Source organism: Flavisolibacter ginsengiterrae DSM 18136 (assembly GCF_059568575.1).
Window position 1 is genome coordinate 278,653 of sequence record NZ_JCANTR010000003.1, and the last position, 19,685, is coordinate 298,337.

At 42.0% G+C, this 19,685-nt stretch carries 18 protein-coding genes; 9 read left to right on the forward strand and 9 right to left on the reverse strand.

The genetic code is table 11. The features are described 5' to 3' along the window. The first annotated feature begins 68 nt into the window (after nucleotides 1–68). Together BP74_RS05005 and tnpA are read left to right on the forward strand one after the other, a co-directional pair. On the forward strand, nucleotides 69–671 hold the full coding sequence (locus tag BP74_RS05005; protein ID WP_496371683.1) for a hypothetical protein: 603 nt from the start codon (nucleotides 69–71) through the stop codon (nucleotides 669–671). Nucleotides 672–1,874: 1,203 nt separating this feature from the next. Beyond that, nucleotides 1,875–2,333 (forward strand): IS200/IS605 family transposase, encoded by a 459-nt coding sequence (tnpA, locus tag BP74_RS05010; protein ID WP_496371685.1) that lies wholly within the window; start codon nucleotides 1,875–1,877, stop codon nucleotides 2,331–2,333. A 260-nt stretch (nucleotides 2,334–2,593) separates the two neighbouring features. Here tnpA and secDF read toward each other — a convergent pair whose 3' ends face one another. Then, entirely contained in the window at nucleotides 2,594–5,650 is a 3,057-nt protein-coding gene (gene secDF, locus BP74_RS05015; RefSeq protein ID WP_496371687.1) for a protein translocase subunit SecDF, read from the reverse strand. Between the two features lie 198 nt (nucleotides 5,651–5,848). Between secDF and BP74_RS05020 the strand changes: the two genes are divergently transcribed. Then, nucleotides 5,849–7,066 carry a serine hydrolase gene (locus BP74_RS05020; protein ID WP_496371689.1) on the forward strand — a complete coding sequence of 406 codons (1,218 nt, stop codon included), beginning with the start codon at nucleotides 5,849–5,851 and terminating at the stop codon, nucleotides 7,064–7,066. A gap of 43 nt (nucleotides 7,067–7,109) precedes the next feature. Continuing rightward, nucleotides 7,110–8,300, forward strand: coding sequence for a pyridoxal phosphate-dependent aminotransferase (locus BP74_RS05025; RefSeq protein ID WP_496371691.1), 1,191 nt, complete (start codon nucleotides 7,110–7,112; stop codon nucleotides 8,298–8,300). A gap of 19 nt (nucleotides 8,301–8,319) precedes the next feature. Here BP74_RS05025 and coaE read toward each other — a convergent pair whose 3' ends face one another. The 7 genes from coaE to BP74_RS05060 form a co-directional block, all read right to left on the reverse strand. After that, a complete protein-coding gene (gene coaE, locus BP74_RS05030) occupies nucleotides 8,320–8,922 on the reverse strand; it encodes a dephospho-CoA kinase (RefSeq protein WP_496371693.1) in 603 nt (200 codons plus the stop codon). 58 nt (nucleotides 8,923–8,980) lie between these two features. Then, complete coding sequence (gene yajC, locus BP74_RS05035; protein WP_496371695.1) at nucleotides 8,981–9,310, reverse strand: preprotein translocase subunit YajC; 330 nt, start codon at nucleotides 9,308–9,310, stop codon at nucleotides 8,981–8,983. Between the two features lie 22 nt (nucleotides 9,311–9,332). Continuing rightward, the gene (locus BP74_RS05040; protein WP_496371697.1) at nucleotides 9,333–9,776 is read right to left on the reverse strand and encodes a DUF1573 domain-containing protein; all 444 of its coding nucleotides are present in this window, start codon (nucleotides 9,774–9,776) and stop codon (nucleotides 9,333–9,335) included. A gap of 40 nt (nucleotides 9,777–9,816) precedes the next feature. Further along, complete coding sequence (gene nusB / locus BP74_RS05045) at nucleotides 9,817–10,785, reverse strand: transcription antitermination factor NusB (protein WP_496371699.1); 969 nt, start codon at nucleotides 10,783–10,785, stop codon at nucleotides 9,817–9,819. A 111-nt stretch (nucleotides 10,786–10,896) separates the two neighbouring features. Continuing rightward, nucleotides 10,897–11,178 (reverse strand): hypothetical protein, encoded by a 282-nt coding sequence (locus BP74_RS05050; RefSeq protein ID WP_496371701.1) that lies wholly within the window; start codon nucleotides 11,176–11,178, stop codon nucleotides 10,897–10,899. 55 nt (nucleotides 11,179–11,233) lie between these two features. Next, nucleotides 11,234–13,249, reverse strand: coding sequence for a T9SS type B sorting domain-containing protein (locus BP74_RS05055; RefSeq protein WP_496371703.1), 2,016 nt, complete (start codon nucleotides 13,247–13,249; stop codon nucleotides 11,234–11,236). 109 nt (nucleotides 13,250–13,358) lie between these two features. Further along, nucleotides 13,359–13,673 carry a ferritin family protein gene (locus tag BP74_RS05060; RefSeq protein WP_496371705.1) on the reverse strand — a complete coding sequence of 105 codons (315 nt, stop codon included), beginning with the start codon at nucleotides 13,671–13,673 and terminating at the stop codon, nucleotides 13,359–13,361. A gap of 229 nt (nucleotides 13,674–13,902) precedes the next feature. Here BP74_RS05060 and BP74_RS05065 point away from each other — a divergent pair, with 229 nt between their 5' ends. From BP74_RS05065 to BP74_RS05085, 5 genes are all read left to right on the forward strand, one after another. After that, complete coding sequence (locus tag BP74_RS05065) at nucleotides 13,903–14,184, forward strand: co-chaperone GroES (protein ID WP_072835869.1); 282 nt, start codon at nucleotides 13,903–13,905, stop codon at nucleotides 14,182–14,184. Between the two features lie 96 nt (nucleotides 14,185–14,280). Continuing rightward, on the forward strand, nucleotides 14,281–15,918 hold the full coding sequence (groL, locus tag BP74_RS05070) for a chaperonin GroEL (RefSeq protein WP_496371708.1): 1,638 nt from the start codon (nucleotides 14,281–14,283) through the stop codon (nucleotides 15,916–15,918). A gap of 149 nt (nucleotides 15,919–16,067) precedes the next feature. After that, the gene (locus BP74_RS05075) at nucleotides 16,068–16,859 is read left to right on the forward strand and encodes a hypothetical protein (RefSeq protein ID WP_496371710.1); all 792 of its coding nucleotides are present in this window, start codon (nucleotides 16,068–16,070) and stop codon (nucleotides 16,857–16,859) included. A 948-nt stretch (nucleotides 16,860–17,807) separates the two neighbouring features. Further along, on the forward strand, nucleotides 17,808–18,503 hold the full coding sequence (locus BP74_RS05080; protein ID WP_496371712.1) for an outer membrane beta-barrel protein: 696 nt from the start codon (nucleotides 17,808–17,810) through the stop codon (nucleotides 18,501–18,503). A gap of 114 nt (nucleotides 18,504–18,617) precedes the next feature. Further along, nucleotides 18,618–19,037 carry a hypothetical protein gene (locus BP74_RS05085; protein WP_496371714.1) on the forward strand — a complete coding sequence of 140 codons (420 nt, stop codon included), beginning with the start codon at nucleotides 18,618–18,620 and terminating at the stop codon, nucleotides 19,035–19,037. On the opposite strand, the gene BP74_RS05090 is transcribed toward BP74_RS05085, so the two are convergent. Beyond that, complete coding sequence (locus BP74_RS05090; RefSeq protein WP_496371716.1) at nucleotides 19,034–19,675, reverse strand: carboxypeptidase-like regulatory domain-containing protein; 642 nt, start codon at nucleotides 19,673–19,675, stop codon at nucleotides 19,034–19,036. The two genes, BP74_RS05085 and BP74_RS05090, sit on opposite strands and share 4 nt — an antisense overlap. Nucleotides 19,676–19,685: the final 10 nt, after the last annotated feature.

A 19,685-nucleotide genomic window follows, 5' to 3' on the forward strand; every position in this document is an offset into this window, starting at 1 on the left:
AACGGACATAGGGGTTTTGAACTGAGAGGGATTTTCAAAAACTTGCAGCTATTAAATCTAATACAGTTATGGCCAGGCAAGTAGGATACGTTACAGCAACAGGAACCGTGGATGGTGACACCAACTTTTATAAGGATGTGGAATGGGGATTTTTGGTAAGAATGCTTCCGGGTGTAAGCAGTAAGCGCTTCTGGAGTGATCCTGCCTTTGAAGGAAGCCGCAGAAGCGCTGAGAGGTTTGGTACAGGCAATATCATCTCTTCGATCATCTACCGCTTTGTACCGGTTAAAAGAAGGTACAGGCAGTTGTTTAAACAGGTAAGGACCATAGCCATTGTTTGTTTAAAGCAGGGAATGGATAAACCAGGGGTATTCACAGCCCTGCATACCTTCCTTACTGAACAACAGCGTACTTCCTTAACCAATGAGCAGTTTACCCTTTTGCTCTCTTCCTTTGAACAAGAGCTGGCAGAAAGGCTGAAGGAGCCAAAGCGGGAGAAGGAAAAGAAGATGAAGAACAAGCTGGAAATTACAGTGAAAGCACCCCTGAGTGCAGAAGACACCGAGTACTTACAATTGTACATGGATGATTATGAATGGACCATTAGGTTTAAGGGAGATTTTCCACCAAATTACCAGATACCATTTTTTTTGCTTAAGCATGCTGCTTAAGCGTTTCTGGTTTCTGGTTTTTTGTTTCTGGTTCGTTAGGTCTGGGCAGAACTATAATATGCAATCATTCTTTAGGTCAAACTATTGGTATAGGTTGGAGAGCATAATTGCAGCGAATATTTACCAGGCATGAATATACAATTCCCCTTAAAATAGCAAGCTAACTGCAATATATAAACGCCCATGCTTGTCATCCTGAGGAACGAAGGATCTTTGGACTGCACTTGAGCGGCGTAAATGTTTTATAGGAAGCGTTGTGTTATGCACAAAGAAGGCATGATGCTCTTTATTGCCTTTCCTTGTCAACTTGTCAACTTTTCAACTAGTCAACCTTGTTATAATGGTGTAAACGTTTTTAAATTTTCTGTTTGCATTTTGACCATTCTTTTTGAAACAAATCCCCCTTCAGTATGTGTCCGATTTGCGGAATGCCTGCTTTCCCCCTTTGCAAAGGGGGACCTCGGTCTCTCCGCACATTGTAAGCTTACCAGAGGGGGATTTTGTTCAATGGATAACGCCTTATGCAGTTGATGCTAATGTTAGCAACCTCTGTCAAGGGGAATAATTTTATAAATGCAGGCTAACTGTATTATATAAACGAAGCACTAATTATGTTTTGAATTTTCAGTGGCATTTTGACCATTCTCTTTGAAACAAATCCCCCTTCAGTACATGCCCGATTTGCGGAATGCCTGCTTTCCCCCTTTGCAAAGGGGGACCTCGGTCTCTCCGCACATTTTGAGCTTACCAGAGGGGGATTTTGTTCAATGGATAACGCTTTATACAGTTGATACCTTATGTTGGGACCTCAATCAAGGGGAATATTTTTATTAATACAGACTAACTGTATTATTTAAACGGAGCACTGATTATGTTTTAAATTTTCAGTTTGCATTTTGACCATGCTCTTTGAAACAAATCCCCCTTCAGTACGTGCCCGTTTTGCGGAATGCCTGCTTTCCTCCTTTGCAAAGGGCGACTTGGTTCACACCTTTTTAGTTTGCCAATTTTGAGTTGCATTTAAATGCGAAAAAGTATTTGCCAATTTCTTTAATGTCCCATAGGGACATCTTGTAGGTAGCATGTAGTAATTGAGAAAGAAATAGCGTGCCGTAGGTACGCTTGGTGGGTTAATTCGTTTATTGGCATGTAATATCATTCTATCGAAACTGCGGTAAAATATTTTATATTGTACAAAAAATTATGGCTAACACCTATACACAGGTGCATATACAATTTGTATTTGCCGTAAAATATCGCACAGGCCTCATACAATCTCAATGGAAAGAACAGTTGCATCAATACATCACCGGAATCTGCCAATCCAACAACCATAAAATGTTACGTATCAATAGCATGCCTGATCATCTCCATATGTTTATAGGCATGCGCCCACACCAATCTATTTCTTCATTAATTCAAAATGTAAAGGGAGAAAGTTCTAAATGGATCAATGCAGAAGGCTTATCCTCAAATTTTGCATGGCAGGAAGGATATGGTGCCTTCTCTTATTCAAAAAGCCATGTACCTGATGTGATCAGTTACGTTGAAAATCAGGAAGCTCACCATAAAAAACAAAACTTTCTTACTGAATACCAAAATATGTTGAAAGCATTTGCCATTGAATATGATCAACAATATATATTCAAGGAATTGTTGTAGTACATCAGAGTTTATGAAATATTCCTTTACTAATAGAATGCAAAGCTTTGGGAAGGAAGATTAACCCACAAGGCGTACCTACGGCACGCTAATCATCGTTTCTCTTGTTGTTCTACCCACTAAATGTCCCTATGGGACATGGTATATGATTTTGTAGCTTATTGCAAATTAATAACTATGCAGCTGCTAATTTTAAAATCATTTGCTTCAACAAAAAAAGCCTCCCGAAGGAGGCTCTTTCAATATGAGATTGCTAAAGATTAATGTTTGGCAATAGCAGGCTTTGTTTTGGTTGCCGGCTTTTCATTACCTGTAGATCCATTGGAAGCAGCTAAGGCTCTTTTACCTCCAAGGTCAACAAGGATAGGAGCTGCTACGAAAATGGATGAATAGGTACCTGTAACCACACCAATCAACATGGCGAAGGCAAATCCTTTGGTAACTTCTCCACCCACCAGGAACAGGATCAGGATGGTCAGGAACACCGTTAAGGAGGTCATGATGGTACGGCTTAAGGTTTCGTTGATCGCTTTGTTGATCACTACTTCTTTTGGCGCACCGATCATCTGGTGACTGTATTCCCTGATACGATCAAACACGATCACCGTATCATTCATGGAGAAACCGATCACCGTTAGAATGGCAGCGATAAAGTGCTGGTCAAGCTCTAATGGGAATGGCACTACATTCTTCAGGAAGGAGAATACCGCTAATGTTACCAATACGTCGTGCAGCAAGGCGATGATCGTACCCAGTGAATACCTCCAGTCGCGGAAGCGGATAAAGATATAGATGGCAATGATCAATACCGACCAGAACGTGGCCCACTTGGCACCGCTTTTCAGGTCATCAGATATGGTAGGTAATACGGTTGTTCTACCGATCACATTCTGCTTATCAAATTTCTCGAAACTGGTATTGGCAGGTATGTAATTGTGCAAGCCTTCTTTCAGCTTGTTCAACACAAGCGTACCTGTTTCAGGAGAAGTATTCTCGATCTGGTAAGATGTGGTGATGTCCAGGTGGTTGTTGGCACCAATGGTTTTGATCACGGGCGCTTCACCAAATGACTTGGTCAGGTCTCCACGGATCTTTTCTACATCCTTGGTTACATCTTTATCAAAAGCAACCACATAGCTGCGACCGCCTTTAAATTCCACACCTTCATCAAAACCATTAAAGATGGCTCCGATACCTAAGGCCAGTACAATAAAAGAAATCACATAGGCAACCTTCCTGTATTCAATAAACTTAAAGCTGGCATGTTTGAAGATGCGCTTTGATAATGGAGTGAAATACTCCATGTGGTGATTCTTATTCGTAAACCAGGCAGTTACCCAACGGCTCACCAGGATACCGCAGAACAGGGATAATAAGATACCGATGATCTGGGTAGTGGCAAAACCTCTAACAGGTCCTAATCCAAAAGAGAACAGGATAATAGCTGTCAGTAAAGTGGTAACGTGGGCATCCAGTACAGGAGGTAAAGAACGCTTGTAACCTTCATTTACGGCAGGTATATAGCCTTTGCCTTTCGATAGTTCCTCTTTGATACGCTCGTAAATAATTACGTTGGTATCCACTGCCATACCGATGGTCAATACGAGACCAGCGATACCAGGAGCAGTTAATGTAGCACCTAAACCGGTCAATACACCAATGGTGAAGAGCAGGTTCAGGATCAGGGCAATATTGGCGATCCATCCGCTGGTATTGTAATACACCAGCATCAGGGTAAAGATAACAAGGAATGAAATTCCAAAAGCAAGCATACCACCATGGATGGCATTTTCACCAAGCGTTGGACCAACAACCTGTTCCTGCACGATCTTAGCAGGCGCTGGTAGTTTACCTGCTTTTAATATGTTGGCAAGGTCAGTAGATTCTTCAGGAGTAAAGTTTCCGGAGATCTCCGTATTACCACCCGTGATAGGACCATTGTGTGCTATAGGGGCTGAATAAACAATATCGTCCAGTACAATAGCGATCGGCCTTTTTTGTTCATAGCTCCTGCGGGTGATCTGTTCCCACTGGCGTGATCCCACGCTGTTGGTGGTCATGGACACGCTGGGCTTTCCAAACTGGTCGAATGTAGACCTTGAAGAAGTTACTACTTCACCTTCCATTGGAGGCTTTTCAGAACCGTTTGTTTTTAAAACATAAAAAGGAACCACTTTTTCCTGCTTACCCGCAGCATCACGTGCCGGGATACCATAGGCAAACCTGGCATCAGAAGGGAAAGCATTGCGGATCTCCTCCATATTCAAATACTCCCTTAATGCTTCGGTGTCTTTTACAGCCACAGTTAAACCGGGCTTGAAGAATTCCTGCATTAAAGAACGCTTGCCGGAAAGGCTGGTGTCAGCAGCTTTCTTGCCTGTATCATTTTTGATCTCCTCAGATAGTTTTCCTGTTTTAGAAGTATCGGCAGGAGTGGCAGGGGCAGCTTTAGTTGTATCAGTTGTTGTTGGTGCAGCTGTGTTTTTAGTTCCTGTAACCATAGCATTGTAAGCCTGGTCTGCCGCAACAAATGAATTCTGTAATTCTTCTATTTTGTACACTTCCCAGAACTGCAGGTTGGCAGATGATTGCAGGTACTTGCGTACGCGCTCCTCATCCTGCACACCCGGTAATTCCACGGTGATCACACCACGGTCGCGGTCAGGGTTGATGTTGGGCTGTGCCACACCAAACTGGTCGATACGTGTACGTAAAACGCGGAAGGTACGGTCGAAGGCATCATTGGCTTCCTGCCTGATGGCAGCAATTACTTTATCATCACTGTCTGTAACCTTGATGCGATCCTGGTTACCGGTAGCAAATAAAGAAGCCAGGCGTCCGTTTGGATTCAGCTTTTTATATTCTTCTACAAACAGGGTAATGTAATCCGCACTGCTGTTGGCTTTCCTTACATTGGCATTTTCAAGTGCCTTTAAAAAATTAGGCTCTTTGGTATTGTTGGCCATAGAACGAAGTAAGCCGGAAAGCTCAACTTCCATGGTTACGTTGATACCTCCCTGGAGGTCAAGACCCAGGTTCAATTCTTCCTCTTTGGCTTTCTGGTAACTGACAGGACCTGTGAAACTGTAATGAACAGTAACATCCTTGGTGCTGTCTAATAATCTTTTCAGACGGGCTTTGTAAACAGAGTCTTTCAAAGTCTCGTCAGCATTAGCATAGTTTTGGGCTACGAACGATTTAGCCTTAGATTCCATTTTGTTCTCATGGCTACGAACGACCCATGTAAAGGACAATTCGTAAATAGAATAAAGGATCAGCAGAATAGTAAAAAAGCGGACTAAGCCTTTCAATTGCATACACGGTTTTTTTAAGAGTGGGCAAAGATAGTTTTTTCGCCTTAAATTCAGGCTTTAATTATACGCCTTTTGGTCGTCTAAAACGGCCTGTTTAAAGGCTTTTAGCCTTTTTTTAGCTTTATGATTACTAAATCCCTTTGGCCTGTATTGCAGATTGCTGTAATATTCTTAGTAAGCTGTGGTACCTCAAAACAAACGATGACACCCTCCCTGGAAATGAAAAAATATCCCGGTAAAACCCAATCGGAAACATTTCTGAAAAACCTGATCAGGGAATCATCCCCACACCTGGATAGCCTTATCAATGCCAAAGAAACCTACCATATCAAGATCATTTATACCCAGGTAGACAGGTCGGCATCCGGTAAGCCCAGGTTTACCAATTACTATTTGAATGCAGACCCGGGCCAGTATTTTTATCCCGCTTCCACTGTCAAAATGCCTGTTGCCCTGCTGGCCCTCCAAAAACTCAACCAGTTGAATATTCCGGGTCTGGATAAAAACACTACGATGATCACGGAGGCGGCTCACACGGGACAGACAGCAGTGTTCAATGATCCAACAACCATTGATGGACGGCCTACTGTGGCCAACTATATAAAGAAGATCTTCCTTGTTAGTGATAACGATGCTTTCAACCGTTTGTACGAATTGCTGGGGCAGGAGTATATCAATAACAGCCTGCATGAAATGGGTTATGACAGCGCGCAGATCATTCACAGGCTGGATGTGAGCCTCAGTGAAGAGGAGAACCGGGCCACCAACCCGGTAAAGTTTTATGACACCTCTTCAAAGCTGTTATGGGAAAAGCCTGTGCAAAAAAGTGAACTCCAGTACCAGCCGAGAAAAACTTTTTTGGGTAAGGGATATATGAAAAGCGGCAAACTGGTGAATGAGCCTTTCGATTTTTCCAAAAAGAACCGGTTCACCTTACCAGATCTGCATTCCATTCTTATGAGCGTGATCTTCCCGACAGCTGTTCCCAAAAAACAACGCTTTCAACTCAATGAAGATGATTATGCTTTTTTATACAGGTATATGTCTATGAAGCCCGGTGAGTCGAAGTTCCCCCAATATGACACCAGTTTTACTGATGCCTATTCCAAGCTATTGATGTTTGGAGGAAGGGGAAAGATGGAGGATCCGGGTATCAGGATATTTAATAAGGAAGGGGATGCCTATGGATTTTTAACCGATGTAGCCTATATCGTTGATCTTACCCATAACGTGGAGTTCTTTCTGAGTGCCAATATTTATTGCAATGCTGATGGTGTATTCAATGATGATCATTATGATTATGATACCATAGGCTTCCCGTTTTTGAAAGAACTGGGGCAGGTGATCTATCAATATGAACTCAAACGTCCACGAAGGCACCAGGCTTCACTGGATCAATTTAAATTAAGCTATGATTAATTAGTTCGTGTAATACTTACATTTGTTGCTTTGAAAAATCAGCATGGAATTATCATCATTACTTTCAAGATTCAGCGAGCCCGAAACTTTACGCATGGCCAAATTGGGCAGAGAATTGAGGGCCAAAGGCTTAGATATTATTGACCTGAGTTTGGGCGAACCAGACTTTGATACTCCTGAACATATAAAAGAAGCTGCAAAAAAAGCGATAGATGATAACTGGAGTCACTATACACCCGTATCAGGATACCTTGATCTCAGGGAGGCTGTTTGTTCCAAATTTAAAAGGGATAATAACCTGGATTATAAGCCGGAAAATATTGTTGTGTCAACAGGCGCCAAGCAAAGTCTTGCCAATGCGATATTGAGTATTGTTGAAACAGGCGACCAGGTGATCATCCCTACACCATTTTGGGTGACCTACCAGGCACTGGTAGATATTACAGGTGCTGAAGCCGTGCTATTGAAATCATCGTTGGAACATGGCTATAAGATAACACCTGAAGAACTGGAAGCGGCGATCACGCCAAGGACAAAGCTGTTTATATTTTCTTCTCCATGTAACCCCAGTGGTTCCGTGTATAAGAAAGAAGAACTGGAAGGCCTGGCCCAGGTATTTAAAAAATATCCGCATATCTATATCATTTCCGATGAGATCTATGAATACATCAATTACTTCGGCAAGCCTGAAAGCATTGCGCAGTTTGAATACCTGAAAGACCGGACCATCATCATCAATGGTTTGAGTAAGGGTTTTGCCATGACAGGATGGAGGCTGGGTTATATGGCCGCTCCCGTGGAAATAGCCAAAGCCTGTGATAAATTGCAGGGACAATTTACCAGCGGTACGAATTCTATTACGCAGCGTGCTGCCATCACAGCTTTGACTTCACCTCTCGATGCTACCAATGAAATGGTTAAGGAATTTGAGAGAAGAAGAAAAAGGGTCATGGAACTGATGCATGCTATTGAAGGATTTCGCTTTGCTGAACCTGATGGCGCCTTTTATGCATTTCCCTGTGTAGATTTTTATTTTGGCAAATCAGATGGTGAGGACGTAATTAAAAATGCGGATGACCTTTGCATGTACCTTCTCAATAAAGCACATGTTTCCACTGTTACGGGAACTGCATTTGGAGATAGCCAGTGTTTGCGCTTATCCTTTGCCAACAGCATGGAGAATATTGAGAAAGGTTTTGCAAGGATAGCAGAAGCCTTAAAGAAACTGAAATAGAACAGGAGAAAATCCAGGTTTATTGTATAGTTGCTGCAGCGGCTTTTTGCAGGAACTCCGTGTGCAATTGTAACACCTGTGGGATCACCAGTTGTTGTTCATCATTGTGAATGATAAAATCGCAGAGGCCCATTTTAATATTTTCATCCATCTGCCTGTCCATGCGCTGTTGTACCTGTTCACGGGAAACCAGGTCTCTATCCATAACTCTTTTGATGCGAAGATGTACAGGCGCTGTAACACCAATGATAAAATCCAGTTGCCCTGCTGAACCGGTTTCAAATAAAAGGGCCGCTTCTTTAATGATATAGGGAGCAGTTTGCCTGGCTATCCATTGCTCGGCATCACGCAGGGTGGGGGGATGAACAAGGCTGTTCAACAACTCCAGTTTTTCGGGCGCATGAAAAACCAGTTGCGCCAGCCGGACTTTATCAAGCTGCCCATCTTTATATACATCCGCTCCAAAATGCTTTACCATTGCATCTCTTAATGCAGCATCCGTGTTATACAATCTTTTGGAAGCTTCATCCGCATAATACACAGGAACATTTAATAATTCAAATACCCTGGCTACTGTAGACTTCCCGGAACCGATGCCACCTGTTAACCCGATCTTAAGCATAAATGGAAATAAAAATCCGAAGCTGCTGCTTCGGATCTCTAAATTAATTATTGTTTACTTATTTTTTCTCAACTACAGGAGTCAATGGTTTATTGAGCTGGGTAGTCCACTCCATGGATATAGCGCTTTTCTCAATTTTGATATAGCTGCCAGGATTGATCTCCAGCTGAATGGTGGTGCCATCTTCATTCACTTTATTGATGGTGCCATGTATGCCGGCAATGGTAACGATTTTGTCACCTTTCTGAAGGTTATCTATAAAGGTCTTTTGAGTCTTTGCTTTTTTAGCCTGAGGGCGAATGAAAAATAACCAGAACACAAGGATCATTAATCCAAGGAAAATGAACTGAAAAGAACCTCCACCTGCCGGTGCTTGTAATAAATACATATTAGATGATTGAATGATTAAACTACTTTTTTGTTACGTTCACATTGAATGCCAGGAAATAAGATTTCTCTTTGGTGTTGGCTGTAACGGTTATATTCTTCCTGTGCTCACCTTCCGTTTGATTTTTGCTGTCAAACTTTGCCTTGATCACACCATCGGCGCCGGGAGCAATCGGTTCGGTAGGTTTTTCTGCAACAGTGCATCCACATCCCGGGATAACACTGGCGATCACTAAAGGCTTGGTGCCGGTATTCTTTACATGCCAGGTGATGTCAACCACCTGTCCTTCATTTACTTTTCCCAATTCCTGGAAGGTGGAATCCACCCACTGAAGGCTGGTATAATTGGCAGAATCTTCCAGTGCGACCCTGTTCAATGAATCTTTGTTAACTGATGCGGACTTCTGGTCAGAATTAGTGCAGGACAGTATGAATGCGGATATTAAAAAAAAGGTTAAATACTTCATTTTATAATTTTTGCGTGGCAAAGTTAAATGGAAAATATGATCAGGGTTTCTCTTCCTTCAAATTATCCTGGGGTGTGCTGACCTTTGTTTTTTTAAACTCTGTTTTGTGAAGGTTTCCCTGTTGCACCAGTTCTTTATGAATATTGTCAAGAATGCCGTTTACAAACTGGCCGCTTTGCTGGGTGCTGTATTCTTTGGCAATGTCAATATATTCATTGATGGTAACCTTGGGGGGAATGGTTTCAAAATAAAGCAGTTCTGCCACTCCCATACGCATAATGATCATATCGAGGGCTGCAATTCTTTCAGCATCCCAGTTCTTTAATTTAGGAACGATCAGGGCTTCCAGGTGATCTTTTTTTTCAATGACGGTAGTGATAAGCGTTTTGGCAAAATTCCATTTATCAGCGCTTACCACTTCATTGAAATTAATAGCTGTTGGCTTTAATAATAATCCCTGCACCAGTTGAATGACCATATCGGCATCATCATCCCAGTTCATAAAATGTTCTTCCAGGTGACTGATGAATACTTCGTTGGGGATCAGCAGGTCGTTAAAAATGTATTCAAGGATCTCTCTTTCCTCTTTGGCATTGCGCTCGTTGGCACTGATATACTTTTTGTATTCAGGCGATTCAGCCAGTTCGAGGTATATTTTTTTAACCAGTTCCTTATCGATGCGGTGCTCGAATTTGGCCTTTCCCAGCTGTTGCTGGTAGCTGGCATCTTCCCTGATCTTCCAGAGTAATTCGTTGCCGGCAATCTTGGTATTCACATTCAGATCGGCGGTGGAAGGCAAATGCTTCCCGGAGCGTACATAAGAATCTTTCTCGGCGTATCCCGCAACTTCAGATAAAAAATATGTGAGGTATAAAAAAAGCTCCTTGGACTGGTCAAAATGACGTTGAAGTAACTGTACCGGCTCACCAGGCTTCAATCCCTGCTCAAGGGTATTTAAAGTGTATATGGTTTGCATCACTTTGACCCTTATATTCCTTCTGCTAATCATCGTTTAAGAACTATTTGAGCCGGCGAAGATAGGAACGATAGCGTAAATGAAGACAAGGATAAGCTTACCATAATCGTTAAAACATGGATTGGAGCCAAAAGAACCAGTCAATTATTCTTTTTCTTTCCTGCGTCCTGTAGTGGTGTCTTTTTTCAAAGCGGCATATTGGGATCCATTGCTGGGTGTAGCCACATGACCGGTTGGTGTTGCTCTCTGGCCATCCTTCCATGGATAGATCTTCCTGTTGCTCAGTTTAGCAGAATCTGAAGACCTGATAACCTGTTTAGAATGACTGAACCTTGATTTTTTTACCTGTATTTTCTTTTTATCCTGGGCAAAAGACGCTGCCGTAGCTATTATCAGGCTAACCAGGACCAGGCATATTTTCTTCATAACGATAGATTTTATGAAGTAGCTGCATCAAATGGATTGCCAATCTTGCATCGTTTTACCTGATCAGGGTTGCAGTTCCCCTCATAGTCCTTGTTTCCTTAGTATCCCTATCGGTATATTTCAGGAACCAGACATATACTCCCGAACCCTGTAGAGAGCCATTGATCTTACCATCCCAACCGGTTTTCCAGTTACTGGTCTTAAAAACAAGCTGTCCCCAACGATTGTATACACTGAATTCCAGCTTTTCCGTCTTTATAGCGTTTAAAACCTTCAACTGGTCATTTTTGCCGTCATTATTGGGTGTGAATGCATTGGGCACGGCCAGGTAACAACTGCTATATATAATAATAGGTTTTGAAGTTTTATTCTCGCACCCAAAGATATCCGTTACCGAATAATTCACGGTATAGGTAGTCGTATTATAGGGTTGTGTATAGCTGTGTTGCGGTGATTCAACTGAAGATTGACCACCATCTCCAAATGACCATTGGTGTTGAACGATATATCCCTGGGCATTGCTGGTGAACTGTACCGCCTCATTGGGACAATTATCTTCATAGGCAGTGAAATCAGCTTTTAAAAAATTATCCAGGAGCACAGACTGGTAACTGGAATCAGAGCAAAAGCCATTACTGACCGCAAGGCTAATATCCTTCTGATCAAATTTGGTGTACAGCGCAACAGGATTTTGCAATGTACTGGTTTTGTTATCATCCAATGTCCAGTGCCATTGATTGATTCCATTGTCACCCGGTTGGAAAAACTCAAGGGTATCTACCGTGCAGCCATATCCTTTTCTATAGGTGAAGTCTGCATTAACCGTATCCAATACATTAAAGCTTAAGCTTTGATTCGGGGGTGTGGCAATACCACATTCATCAATGATCGTACTACCATCATCACCTTGCTTTAAGGTGACAGTAAATTTTCCCTGCTGGAATAAAGGAGCTGTCAAATTAAGTACGATCTCTTTTGTTGTGCCGGCGTTACAATTGACAACAGCACCAGCTATTCCGGCAGCATAAGGACCAGATATGGAAAAATCACTCCCGTTGGCTGCAATGCTGGAGCACAGTATGGGTTTTTTAAAAACGAGTTTTACAGACTGTGGTTGACAATGAACCGGTGCCAGGCTATCCATGGGTGTGGGAAGCAGGGGAAGGACTGTAAAGTCAGCTTTGTCAGTTACAGGTACGGCATTGTCACAATAATCAAGCAAGGTATTCCCGTCACTGCCAGACTTTACACTAACAGTATAATTACCAGGAGAAAGAGAGGATGACAATTGTAATTCTATAGAATCCGTATCAAAACCTATATCGCAACCAAAGCCGGTGGCTTTGGTAATGACCGCTGTTCCAGGGCTGATCATAAAATCTGATCCTGTTGGTTCAAGGCTTGAACATTTTATTTTCTTCTTTAGTTTGACCCTGACAATAGTTGCCCCGCAATTGACATCTGCAGTTTGCACACGTGGGGTAGTGGTATCTGTAATGACAGCATTGCCACCCTTAAAGGAAAGGGAATAGCCAATTTGTGAATCGGTAAAATGACTTACTAATAATAAGTAGGTATGGCCAGCAGTGATCTCGGGCATTGCTGCAAAGGAGTTTTTATTTTCCGTCGGAATTGAAGCGCATTGAATAAAGCTTACACCGGAAGCAGAGGCCCCGGTATTGCCGAATGTTCCGGCCCAATTGCCGGTAATGACCAGGTTATTGTCAGTGAAGACATCGTCGGGGTTTCTTCCTGTAATATCATATAGTTGCCAGTCGTAATCATCCCCCTGGTTGGTTGGAGATATCAGGAAGCCCAATTTGCCGGATTGAAAGCAGGTGAACTTATACCAATAGGGGTTCTTGTCCTGGTAATCAGCACCGCCGGGTTCATTGCATCCGGGCACAATCAGGTTATGCGATGAACAAATCGGAACCGTTGTTTGCTGGAAAACACTTGTGCCACAAACAGGAAAGGCTGTGGAGGGTGTCTGACCCGGAGTGGTACAGTGTTGTGCTATACCAGCTCCCCAGATCATCAGAAATACAAGAATGGGCAAAAGTCGTTTCATAAACAGTTTCCTGGCTGGCTTAGATAGTTGAGCTTACAAATATCTAAAATGCTGCATAGTAAGCTAATAATTAATTGCTAAAGCTAGCAGCAGCCAGGAAAACTATTATTTAATCGGCTTTTTCTTCGCCTTTTTCTCCCCGTTTCACAATATCACCGGAAGTAAAAAGGATCTCTTTTAATGTAGTGCGCCATTTTTCTTTTTTGCGTAGCAAAAATTCCAGGTCCATTCCAAAATGTTTGAATTCTTCCTGTTGGGCATTTTCCATTATGGCTTTGGCAGCCGCGTCTTTTTCTACTGAAATGCGTTGTTCATACCAGTTAATGGCTTCAGCCTCTTCGGTCAGGGAAACCATCATCCTGGCAAATGTTCTTGTTTCTGCAGATAATTCTTCCGGTGGTTCGTGGTATTGATCGAAACCCATACTATTGATTTTTGAACAATGATGCAAAAGCTGAGCCATGACGTTTATTCCTGAATGTGAAAAAATGGCAAGTTCAAAAATGCAAACAGGTAATTAATCAGCTGCAATGAGTGCAGAACCTGAAATTTTTTCCGTTTCTGACCTACTGGCACACAATTCGCCTACCTTTGCCCGCCTGACAACCGTTAGGAATTCTGAATAATTTTCATTAAACCAAAAATTCATAGAAATGGCTAACAAAGTAAATGTTACCCCTTTACACGACAGAGTAATAGTGAAGCCGGCTGCAGCAGAAGAAAAAACTGCCGGTGGTATCATTATTCCAGACACAGCGAAAGAAAAACCACAACGTGGTACTGTGATCGCAGCTGGTCCCGGAAAGAAAGACGAACCTGTAACAGTAAAAGAAGGCGACACTGTTCTGTATGGTAAATATGCCGGAACTGAGATCTCTATCGAAGGACAGGACTACCTGATAATGAGAGAAAGTGACATACTGGCAATAGTTTAATCAAGCAAAGTATTGATCTGCTGATGTGCTAATGGTTGGCAGAGATGGTATTTCATTAGCGATTTTTAGAATTATCAAATTATCAAATTAAATATTATGGCTAAACAACTGTTTTTCGAAACTGATGCCCGCAATAAAATGAAAAAAGGCGTTGACACTTTGGCCAACGCAGTAAAGGTTACCCTCGGTCCAAAAGGCCGTAACGTGGTTATTGAAAAGAAGTTCGGATCTCCTTCCGTAACTAAAGATGGTGTTACTGTAGCCAAAGAAATTGAGCTGGAAGATGCAATTGAGAACATGGGTGCGCAAATGGTGAAAGAAGTAGCTTCCAAAACTGCTGACATTGCAGGTGATGGTACTACAACTGCAACTGTACTGGCCCAGGCTATCATTACTGAAGGTTTGAAGAACGTAGCTGCCGGTGCCAACCCAATGGACCTGAAGCGTGGTATTGAGAAAGCTGTAAAAGCTGTTATCGAGAACCTGCGTTCACAATCACAAACTGTTGGTAATGACAACCAGAAAATAGAGCAGGTTGCTACTATTTCTGCCAACAATGACAGCGAGATCGGTAAACTGATTGCCCAGGCAATGGAAAAAGTGTCTAAAGATGGTGTTATCACTATTGAAGAAGCTAAAGGCATTGAAACTACTGTTGATGTAGTAGAAGGTATGCAGTTTGATCGCGGCTACATCTCTCCTTACTTTGTTACCAACAGTGAGAAGATGCAGGCTGAACTGGAAAATCCTTACATCCTGATCTATGATAAAAAGATCAGCAGCATGAAAGATATTCTTCACATCCTCGAGAAAGTGGCTCAGCAAGGTGCTCCTTTACTGATCATCTCTGAAGACTTGGAAGGTGAAGCATTAGCTACCCTGGTAGTAAACAAATTACGTGGTACATTGAAAGTAGCTGCTGTTAAAGCTCCGGGCTTTGGCGACAGGAGAAAAGAAATGCTGCAGGACATCGCTATCCTTACAAAAGGTATCGTGATCTCTGAAGAGCAGGGTTATAAATTAGAGAATGCTGATCTTACCTATTTAGGAAAAGCTGAAAGGGTAGTGATCGACAAAGACAACACTACAGTTGTTGGTGGTAAAGGTGAAAAAGAAAACATTACCGGCCGTATCAACCAGATCAAATCACAGATCGAGAATACAACATCTGATTACGATCGTGAAAAACTGCAGGAGCGTTTGGCTAAATTAAGCGGTGGTGTTGCCGTATTGAATGTTGGCGCTGCTACTGAAGTTGAAATGAAAGAAAAGAAAGACCGTGTTGACGATGCGCTGCATGCAACAAGAGCTGCAGTAGAAGAAGGTATCGTTCCAGGTGGTGGTGTTGCCTATGTTCGTGCTATCGAAGCATTAACCAATATCGATACATTAAATTCTGATGAAGCTACCGGTGTTCAGATCGTTCGCCGTTCATTGGAAGAGCCCCTGCGCCAGATCGTTGAGAACTGCGGTATTGAAGGAAGCGTAGTGGTGAACAAAGTGAAAGAAGGAAAGGGTGACTATGGCTTTAACGCACGTACTGAAGTATACGAGAACCTGATCGCTGCTGGTGTTATCGACCCAACTAAGGTTAGCCGTATCGCTTTGGAAAATGCTGCATCTATCGCGGGTATGTTATTAACTACTGAGTGTGTAGTTGCTGACAAGCCAGAACCTAAGTCTGCTGCCGGTGCACCTGCAGGTATGCCAGGCATGGGTGGAATGGATTATTAATCCCACTGAATCCTGTTTCGGCAGGTTCAAAAAAAATAGAAAAGGCCCCACTGAAAATTGTGGGGCTTTTTTATTGCCCACATTGCTGTGGAGAAATGTTTCAATTAAGTAGCTTTGCGCGGTACCAGTTCATTGGTTAATTATAGCATATGAAACCTGTCTTTTGTTTTTTACTGAGCTCTTTCTTCTTCTTGCAGCGGGGCAATGCCCAGGACAACCAGGTGAACCTGGCGGGCGGAAAGGGCGTGTTGTATATGGGTTTTGGTACCAACCTTTCTTTCTATTCTAAAAGTGATCTCCATTTTGTATCACCCAATTTCGACTTTACCTTATTTAAGGTCAGGGGTAAGGATGACGGCGGGTTGAAATTTGATGGTGGGGGAGCCGCACAATATAGTTACCAGGTAGGGTATTATTTTACAAAAAAGAATTTTGGAATAGAATTCAACTTCGATCACATCAAATACTTTGTCCGCCAAAACCAGGTAGCACATTTGAAAGGTGTGATCAATGGCCAGGCATATGATACTGATACTACGTTGACCCCAAATTTTATACAGTTTGAACATAGCGATGGTGCCAATTATGCTTTATTCAATTTCGTCAAGTGGAAAAAGCTGGCTACAGGTAAGAATCCATCCAATGTGCTGGCCCTAGTGCTTAAAGCAGGAGCAGGCCCGGTGATCCCCAAAACCAATTCGACCATTGCCGCGGGGAATGAAGTAGGGAAGCACAGGGATGATACCTACAAGGTTTCCGGTTTCGTAGTAGCACTGGAGGGCGGCGTACGTTACACATTCGCAAAACATTTTTATATCATGCCCAGTGTGAAGGGCGCCTATGCAGATTATACCCATTTCGTTATTAAAGATGGCTACGGTAACCAGCATTGGTTTGCAGCTCATGTAAACCTCCTGGTTGGAGCACAGGTAAACCTTTAATTTTTATATTTTTTTTAGGGCAGCTCAAATATTTTTAAGCAAAAAGTTGTATCTTGAAGCTACCCACTACTTACTGCTTTCCTGAATGATATTCACTTTTGGCCCTGTTATTGCGACCTAATCCATCCCTCTGGACGTCTAACCATAATATTCACTCAAAAACCAGTGTTTATGTTTACGAAAATGTTCAATTGGATACGAAGCCGGTTCTCAGGTTCAAAAAAAGTAAAAAAAGCATTTGATAAGGATAACCCTTTTTTGATTCTATAATGCGCTTCACCAAGCCCGGTATTAGCAGATCTTTCCTGAGTTGAGTGCTTCCTTGCAGGAAGTACATACGATTGTATTGCCCTATATTTTATTTGTAGATAGTAAACCCGGATAGGTATTAACTTCCTGTTGCCTGATAGCATATGTTACTACTATAAGGGTATACCCGAATGTAAAGAATGCTCAATCCCCGGGCAAGGGTTATACATTTGCCTCATTGCTGCAATTTGCAGGTAAAAATATTATTGATACAAAATTCCCTGTTTCAATTACTGTTTTATATTTTCGCGTTAGTTTCTCACTGTTTATTTGACATCCGCTTTCCTACCTTTACCTGTTAGTCTTTCCGGAGAAGAACCATGGTATCCTGGCCGGTAAGTATGTTCACCAAGTGAATATTCAGGTTGAAGCCAACAGCTAGCGTAAAAAGTTTTTAAAACCTCATCATTGATGGGGTTTTTTCTTTACAAAAACAGCCGCATACTAATCATGAATTTGTACCACCATTTCAACAAAGCTTAAGAAGAAATACTTAGAGATTGAAAAATGCAACTGGTGATTTAAACCTTCAAGCTTTAAATACATCTGAACATGCTGAACATTGCAATGGCTGAACCAATAGAAAATTGAATGATGGCAAAGCTTTTGCAAATAGAAGAACAAAAAATTATAGACACTATGAAAATGAGAATCCTGGCCTTACTTGGCGCCACTGCTATTGCAACCACTTCACTACATGCACAAACCAATGCCCGCATCCAGGCAGGTATCAACCTTGCCAATATAACCGTTAATGAAAATGGACGTGTTGATGATGCCAATATGCTAAGCAGTTTTCAATTAGGTATTATTGGAGACGTTCACCTGGGGAGTATATTGTATTTACAACCTGGTGTATTGTTCACCGGCAAAGGATCGAAGGTGCAAAAAGGAACTGAAGGTTCCAATGGTTATTACAAGCAAACATTTAATCCTTATTATATCGAAGTGCCTGCCAATATTTTATTGAAGGCTCCTTTGGGTGCAACGGGAAGTTTCTTTGTCGGGGCCGGACCTTACCTGGGCATCGGTGTTGGCGGTAAAACCAAAACTGAAGGACAAACCTTACTGGGTGTAACTTATTCAAGCGACAATAAGATCAAATTTTCCAATGATGATCCTACTACCCTAAATGAGGAAGAAGGAGCAGGGTTTGGCATTGTGAAGCGATTTGATTATGGAATGAATGGCACTGTAGGCCTGGAAGGAAAGTCCATTGTGTTGGGTGTGAACTATGGTTACGGGCTTGCCAAGTTGCAATCAGGCAGCAACAATTCGAAGGACAATAATAACAAGAACAGGGTAGTAAGTATTACACTCGGGTTTAAATTATAAAACATCAAAACAACAGTAAAAGCCAGTTCCAGCGAACTGGCTTTTTTAATGCTGCTACCTGGTAAATTATGGAATTGTAAAGCCTTTAATTTCCCACTGGATTATCTTCGCCCCATGCAAATAATGAAATGGCTGTCTATAGCCACATTAGCTTTATTGATCTATAGTTGTTTTCTACCCTGGGTTAGTATTGAATCACAAAACATAATGATAACGGGTATGAAAGCCGAGGCTATCAACTTTGGAAAGCCCGGCCTTTTGCATATCGTATTATCTGTGCTCATGATATTGCTTCTACTGCTGAATAAAATGTGGAGTTTGAAAACGGCATTTTTTATTTCTGCATTTAACATTGCATGGAGCCTTCGGAATTTCATCTCCATATCTGCCTGCAGTGCCGGCATATGCCCAACCAAACATATGGCACTGTATATAATATTGATTGCCCCGGTAGCAGCAACTGTATTTTTATTATTGATCCATAAAGAAGCGCCTGTAAAAAAGAACGGGATGGCAAAGACAACGGAAGCTTAGTTTTTATTTTTAAAATCCCCGCGTTTCCAGGCCTGTATAAATTCAGACCATGCTGCCGGGTTGAAAATATTCATGGGAGGTATTTGACCGGTATACGTAGCCTTATTGGCAATATTTCTAAACTGCATACTTGAAGCTTCGGATCCATCACCTGGAAGCGTTTTCATTAATATTCTGCGCTTGGCCACATCATTGTTTTGCCTGGCGATCTCTATCTGGTCATCAGGCACTTTTGTTTTAACAAAATCTCTTTCGAATTGTTGTGGAGTAGGACGGGGACGTATGATAGTTACAGGAAGGTAGGTAGTATCCTCCACCATAAGTTGCACTATGCTTTGCTGGTTGCCTTCGAGGTTCTTTGGAATGATAACTGTTTTAGGCTTATAGCTTACATGGGTAAATTCAACAACATCGCCCTTTAAAACTACGATCGAAAAAACGCCCTGGTTATTGGTAATTGTTCCCCTGTGGGATCCTTTGATGGTAATACTTACAGCTGGAATGCCTACCAGGCTGTCTGCAGTCATGACAATACCATATAATTGAACAACCGAGTCTTTAACCGTTTCAAATTGCGCATTAGCGTGCTTTGTAAATGCAATGCTAAAAAGCAATAAAAGGGGTAAAAGTTTTTTCATCTATTCAAAA

What these genes read in the sequence shown, in the direction of transcription:
- BP74_RS05005 (WP_496371683.1), top strand. Translation starts at nt 69, where the DNA reads ATGGCCAGGCAAGTAGGATACGTTACAGCAACAGGAACCGTGGATGGT.
- tnpA (WP_496371685.1), top strand. Translation starts at nt 1,875, where the DNA reads ATGGCTAACACCTATACACAGGTGCATATACAATTTGTATTTGCCGTA.
- secDF (WP_496371687.1), bottom strand. Translation starts at nt 5,650, where the DNA reads ATGCAATTGAAAGGCTTAGTCCGCTTTTTTACTATTCTGCTGATCCTT.
- BP74_RS05020 (WP_496371689.1), top strand. Translation starts at nt 5,849, where the DNA reads ATGACACCCTCCCTGGAAATGAAAAAATATCCCGGTAAAACCCAATCG.
- BP74_RS05025 (WP_496371691.1), top strand. Translation starts at nt 7,110, where the DNA reads ATGGAATTATCATCATTACTTTCAAGATTCAGCGAGCCCGAAACTTTA.
- coaE (WP_496371693.1), bottom strand. Translation starts at nt 8,922, where the DNA reads ATGCTTAAGATCGGGTTAACAGGTGGCATCGGTTCCGGGAAGTCTACA.
- yajC (WP_496371695.1), bottom strand. Translation starts at nt 9,310, where the DNA reads ATGTATTTATTACAAGCACCGGCAGGTGGAGGTTCTTTTCAGTTCATT.
- BP74_RS05040 (WP_496371697.1), bottom strand. Translation starts at nt 9,776, where the DNA reads ATGAAGTATTTAACCTTTTTTTTAATATCCGCATTCATACTGTCCTGC.
- nusB (WP_496371699.1), bottom strand. Translation starts at nt 10,785, where the DNA reads ATGATTAGCAGAAGGAATATAAGGGTCAAAGTGATGCAAACCATATAC.
- BP74_RS05050 (WP_496371701.1), bottom strand. Translation starts at nt 11,178, where the DNA reads ATGAAGAAAATATGCCTGGTCCTGGTTAGCCTGATAATAGCTACGGCA.
- BP74_RS05055 (WP_496371703.1), bottom strand. Translation starts at nt 13,249, where the DNA reads ATGAAACGACTTTTGCCCATTCTTGTATTTCTGATGATCTGGGGAGCT.
- BP74_RS05060 (WP_496371705.1), bottom strand. Translation starts at nt 13,673, where the DNA reads ATGGGTTTCGATCAATACCACGAACCACCGGAAGAATTATCTGCAGAA.
- BP74_RS05065 (WP_072835869.1), top strand. Translation starts at nt 13,903, where the DNA reads ATGGCTAACAAAGTAAATGTTACCCCTTTACACGACAGAGTAATAGTG.
- groL (WP_496371708.1), top strand. Translation starts at nt 14,281, where the DNA reads ATGGCTAAACAACTGTTTTTCGAAACTGATGCCCGCAATAAAATGAAA.
- BP74_RS05075 (WP_496371710.1), top strand. Translation starts at nt 16,068, where the DNA reads ATGAAACCTGTCTTTTGTTTTTTACTGAGCTCTTTCTTCTTCTTGCAG.
- BP74_RS05080 (WP_496371712.1), top strand. Translation starts at nt 17,808, where the DNA reads ATGAAAATGAGAATCCTGGCCTTACTTGGCGCCACTGCTATTGCAACC.
- BP74_RS05085 (WP_496371714.1), top strand. Translation starts at nt 18,618, where the DNA reads ATGCAAATAATGAAATGGCTGTCTATAGCCACATTAGCTTTATTGATC.
- BP74_RS05090 (WP_496371716.1), bottom strand. Translation starts at nt 19,675, where the DNA reads ATGAAAAAACTTTTACCCCTTTTATTGCTTTTTAGCATTGCATTTACA.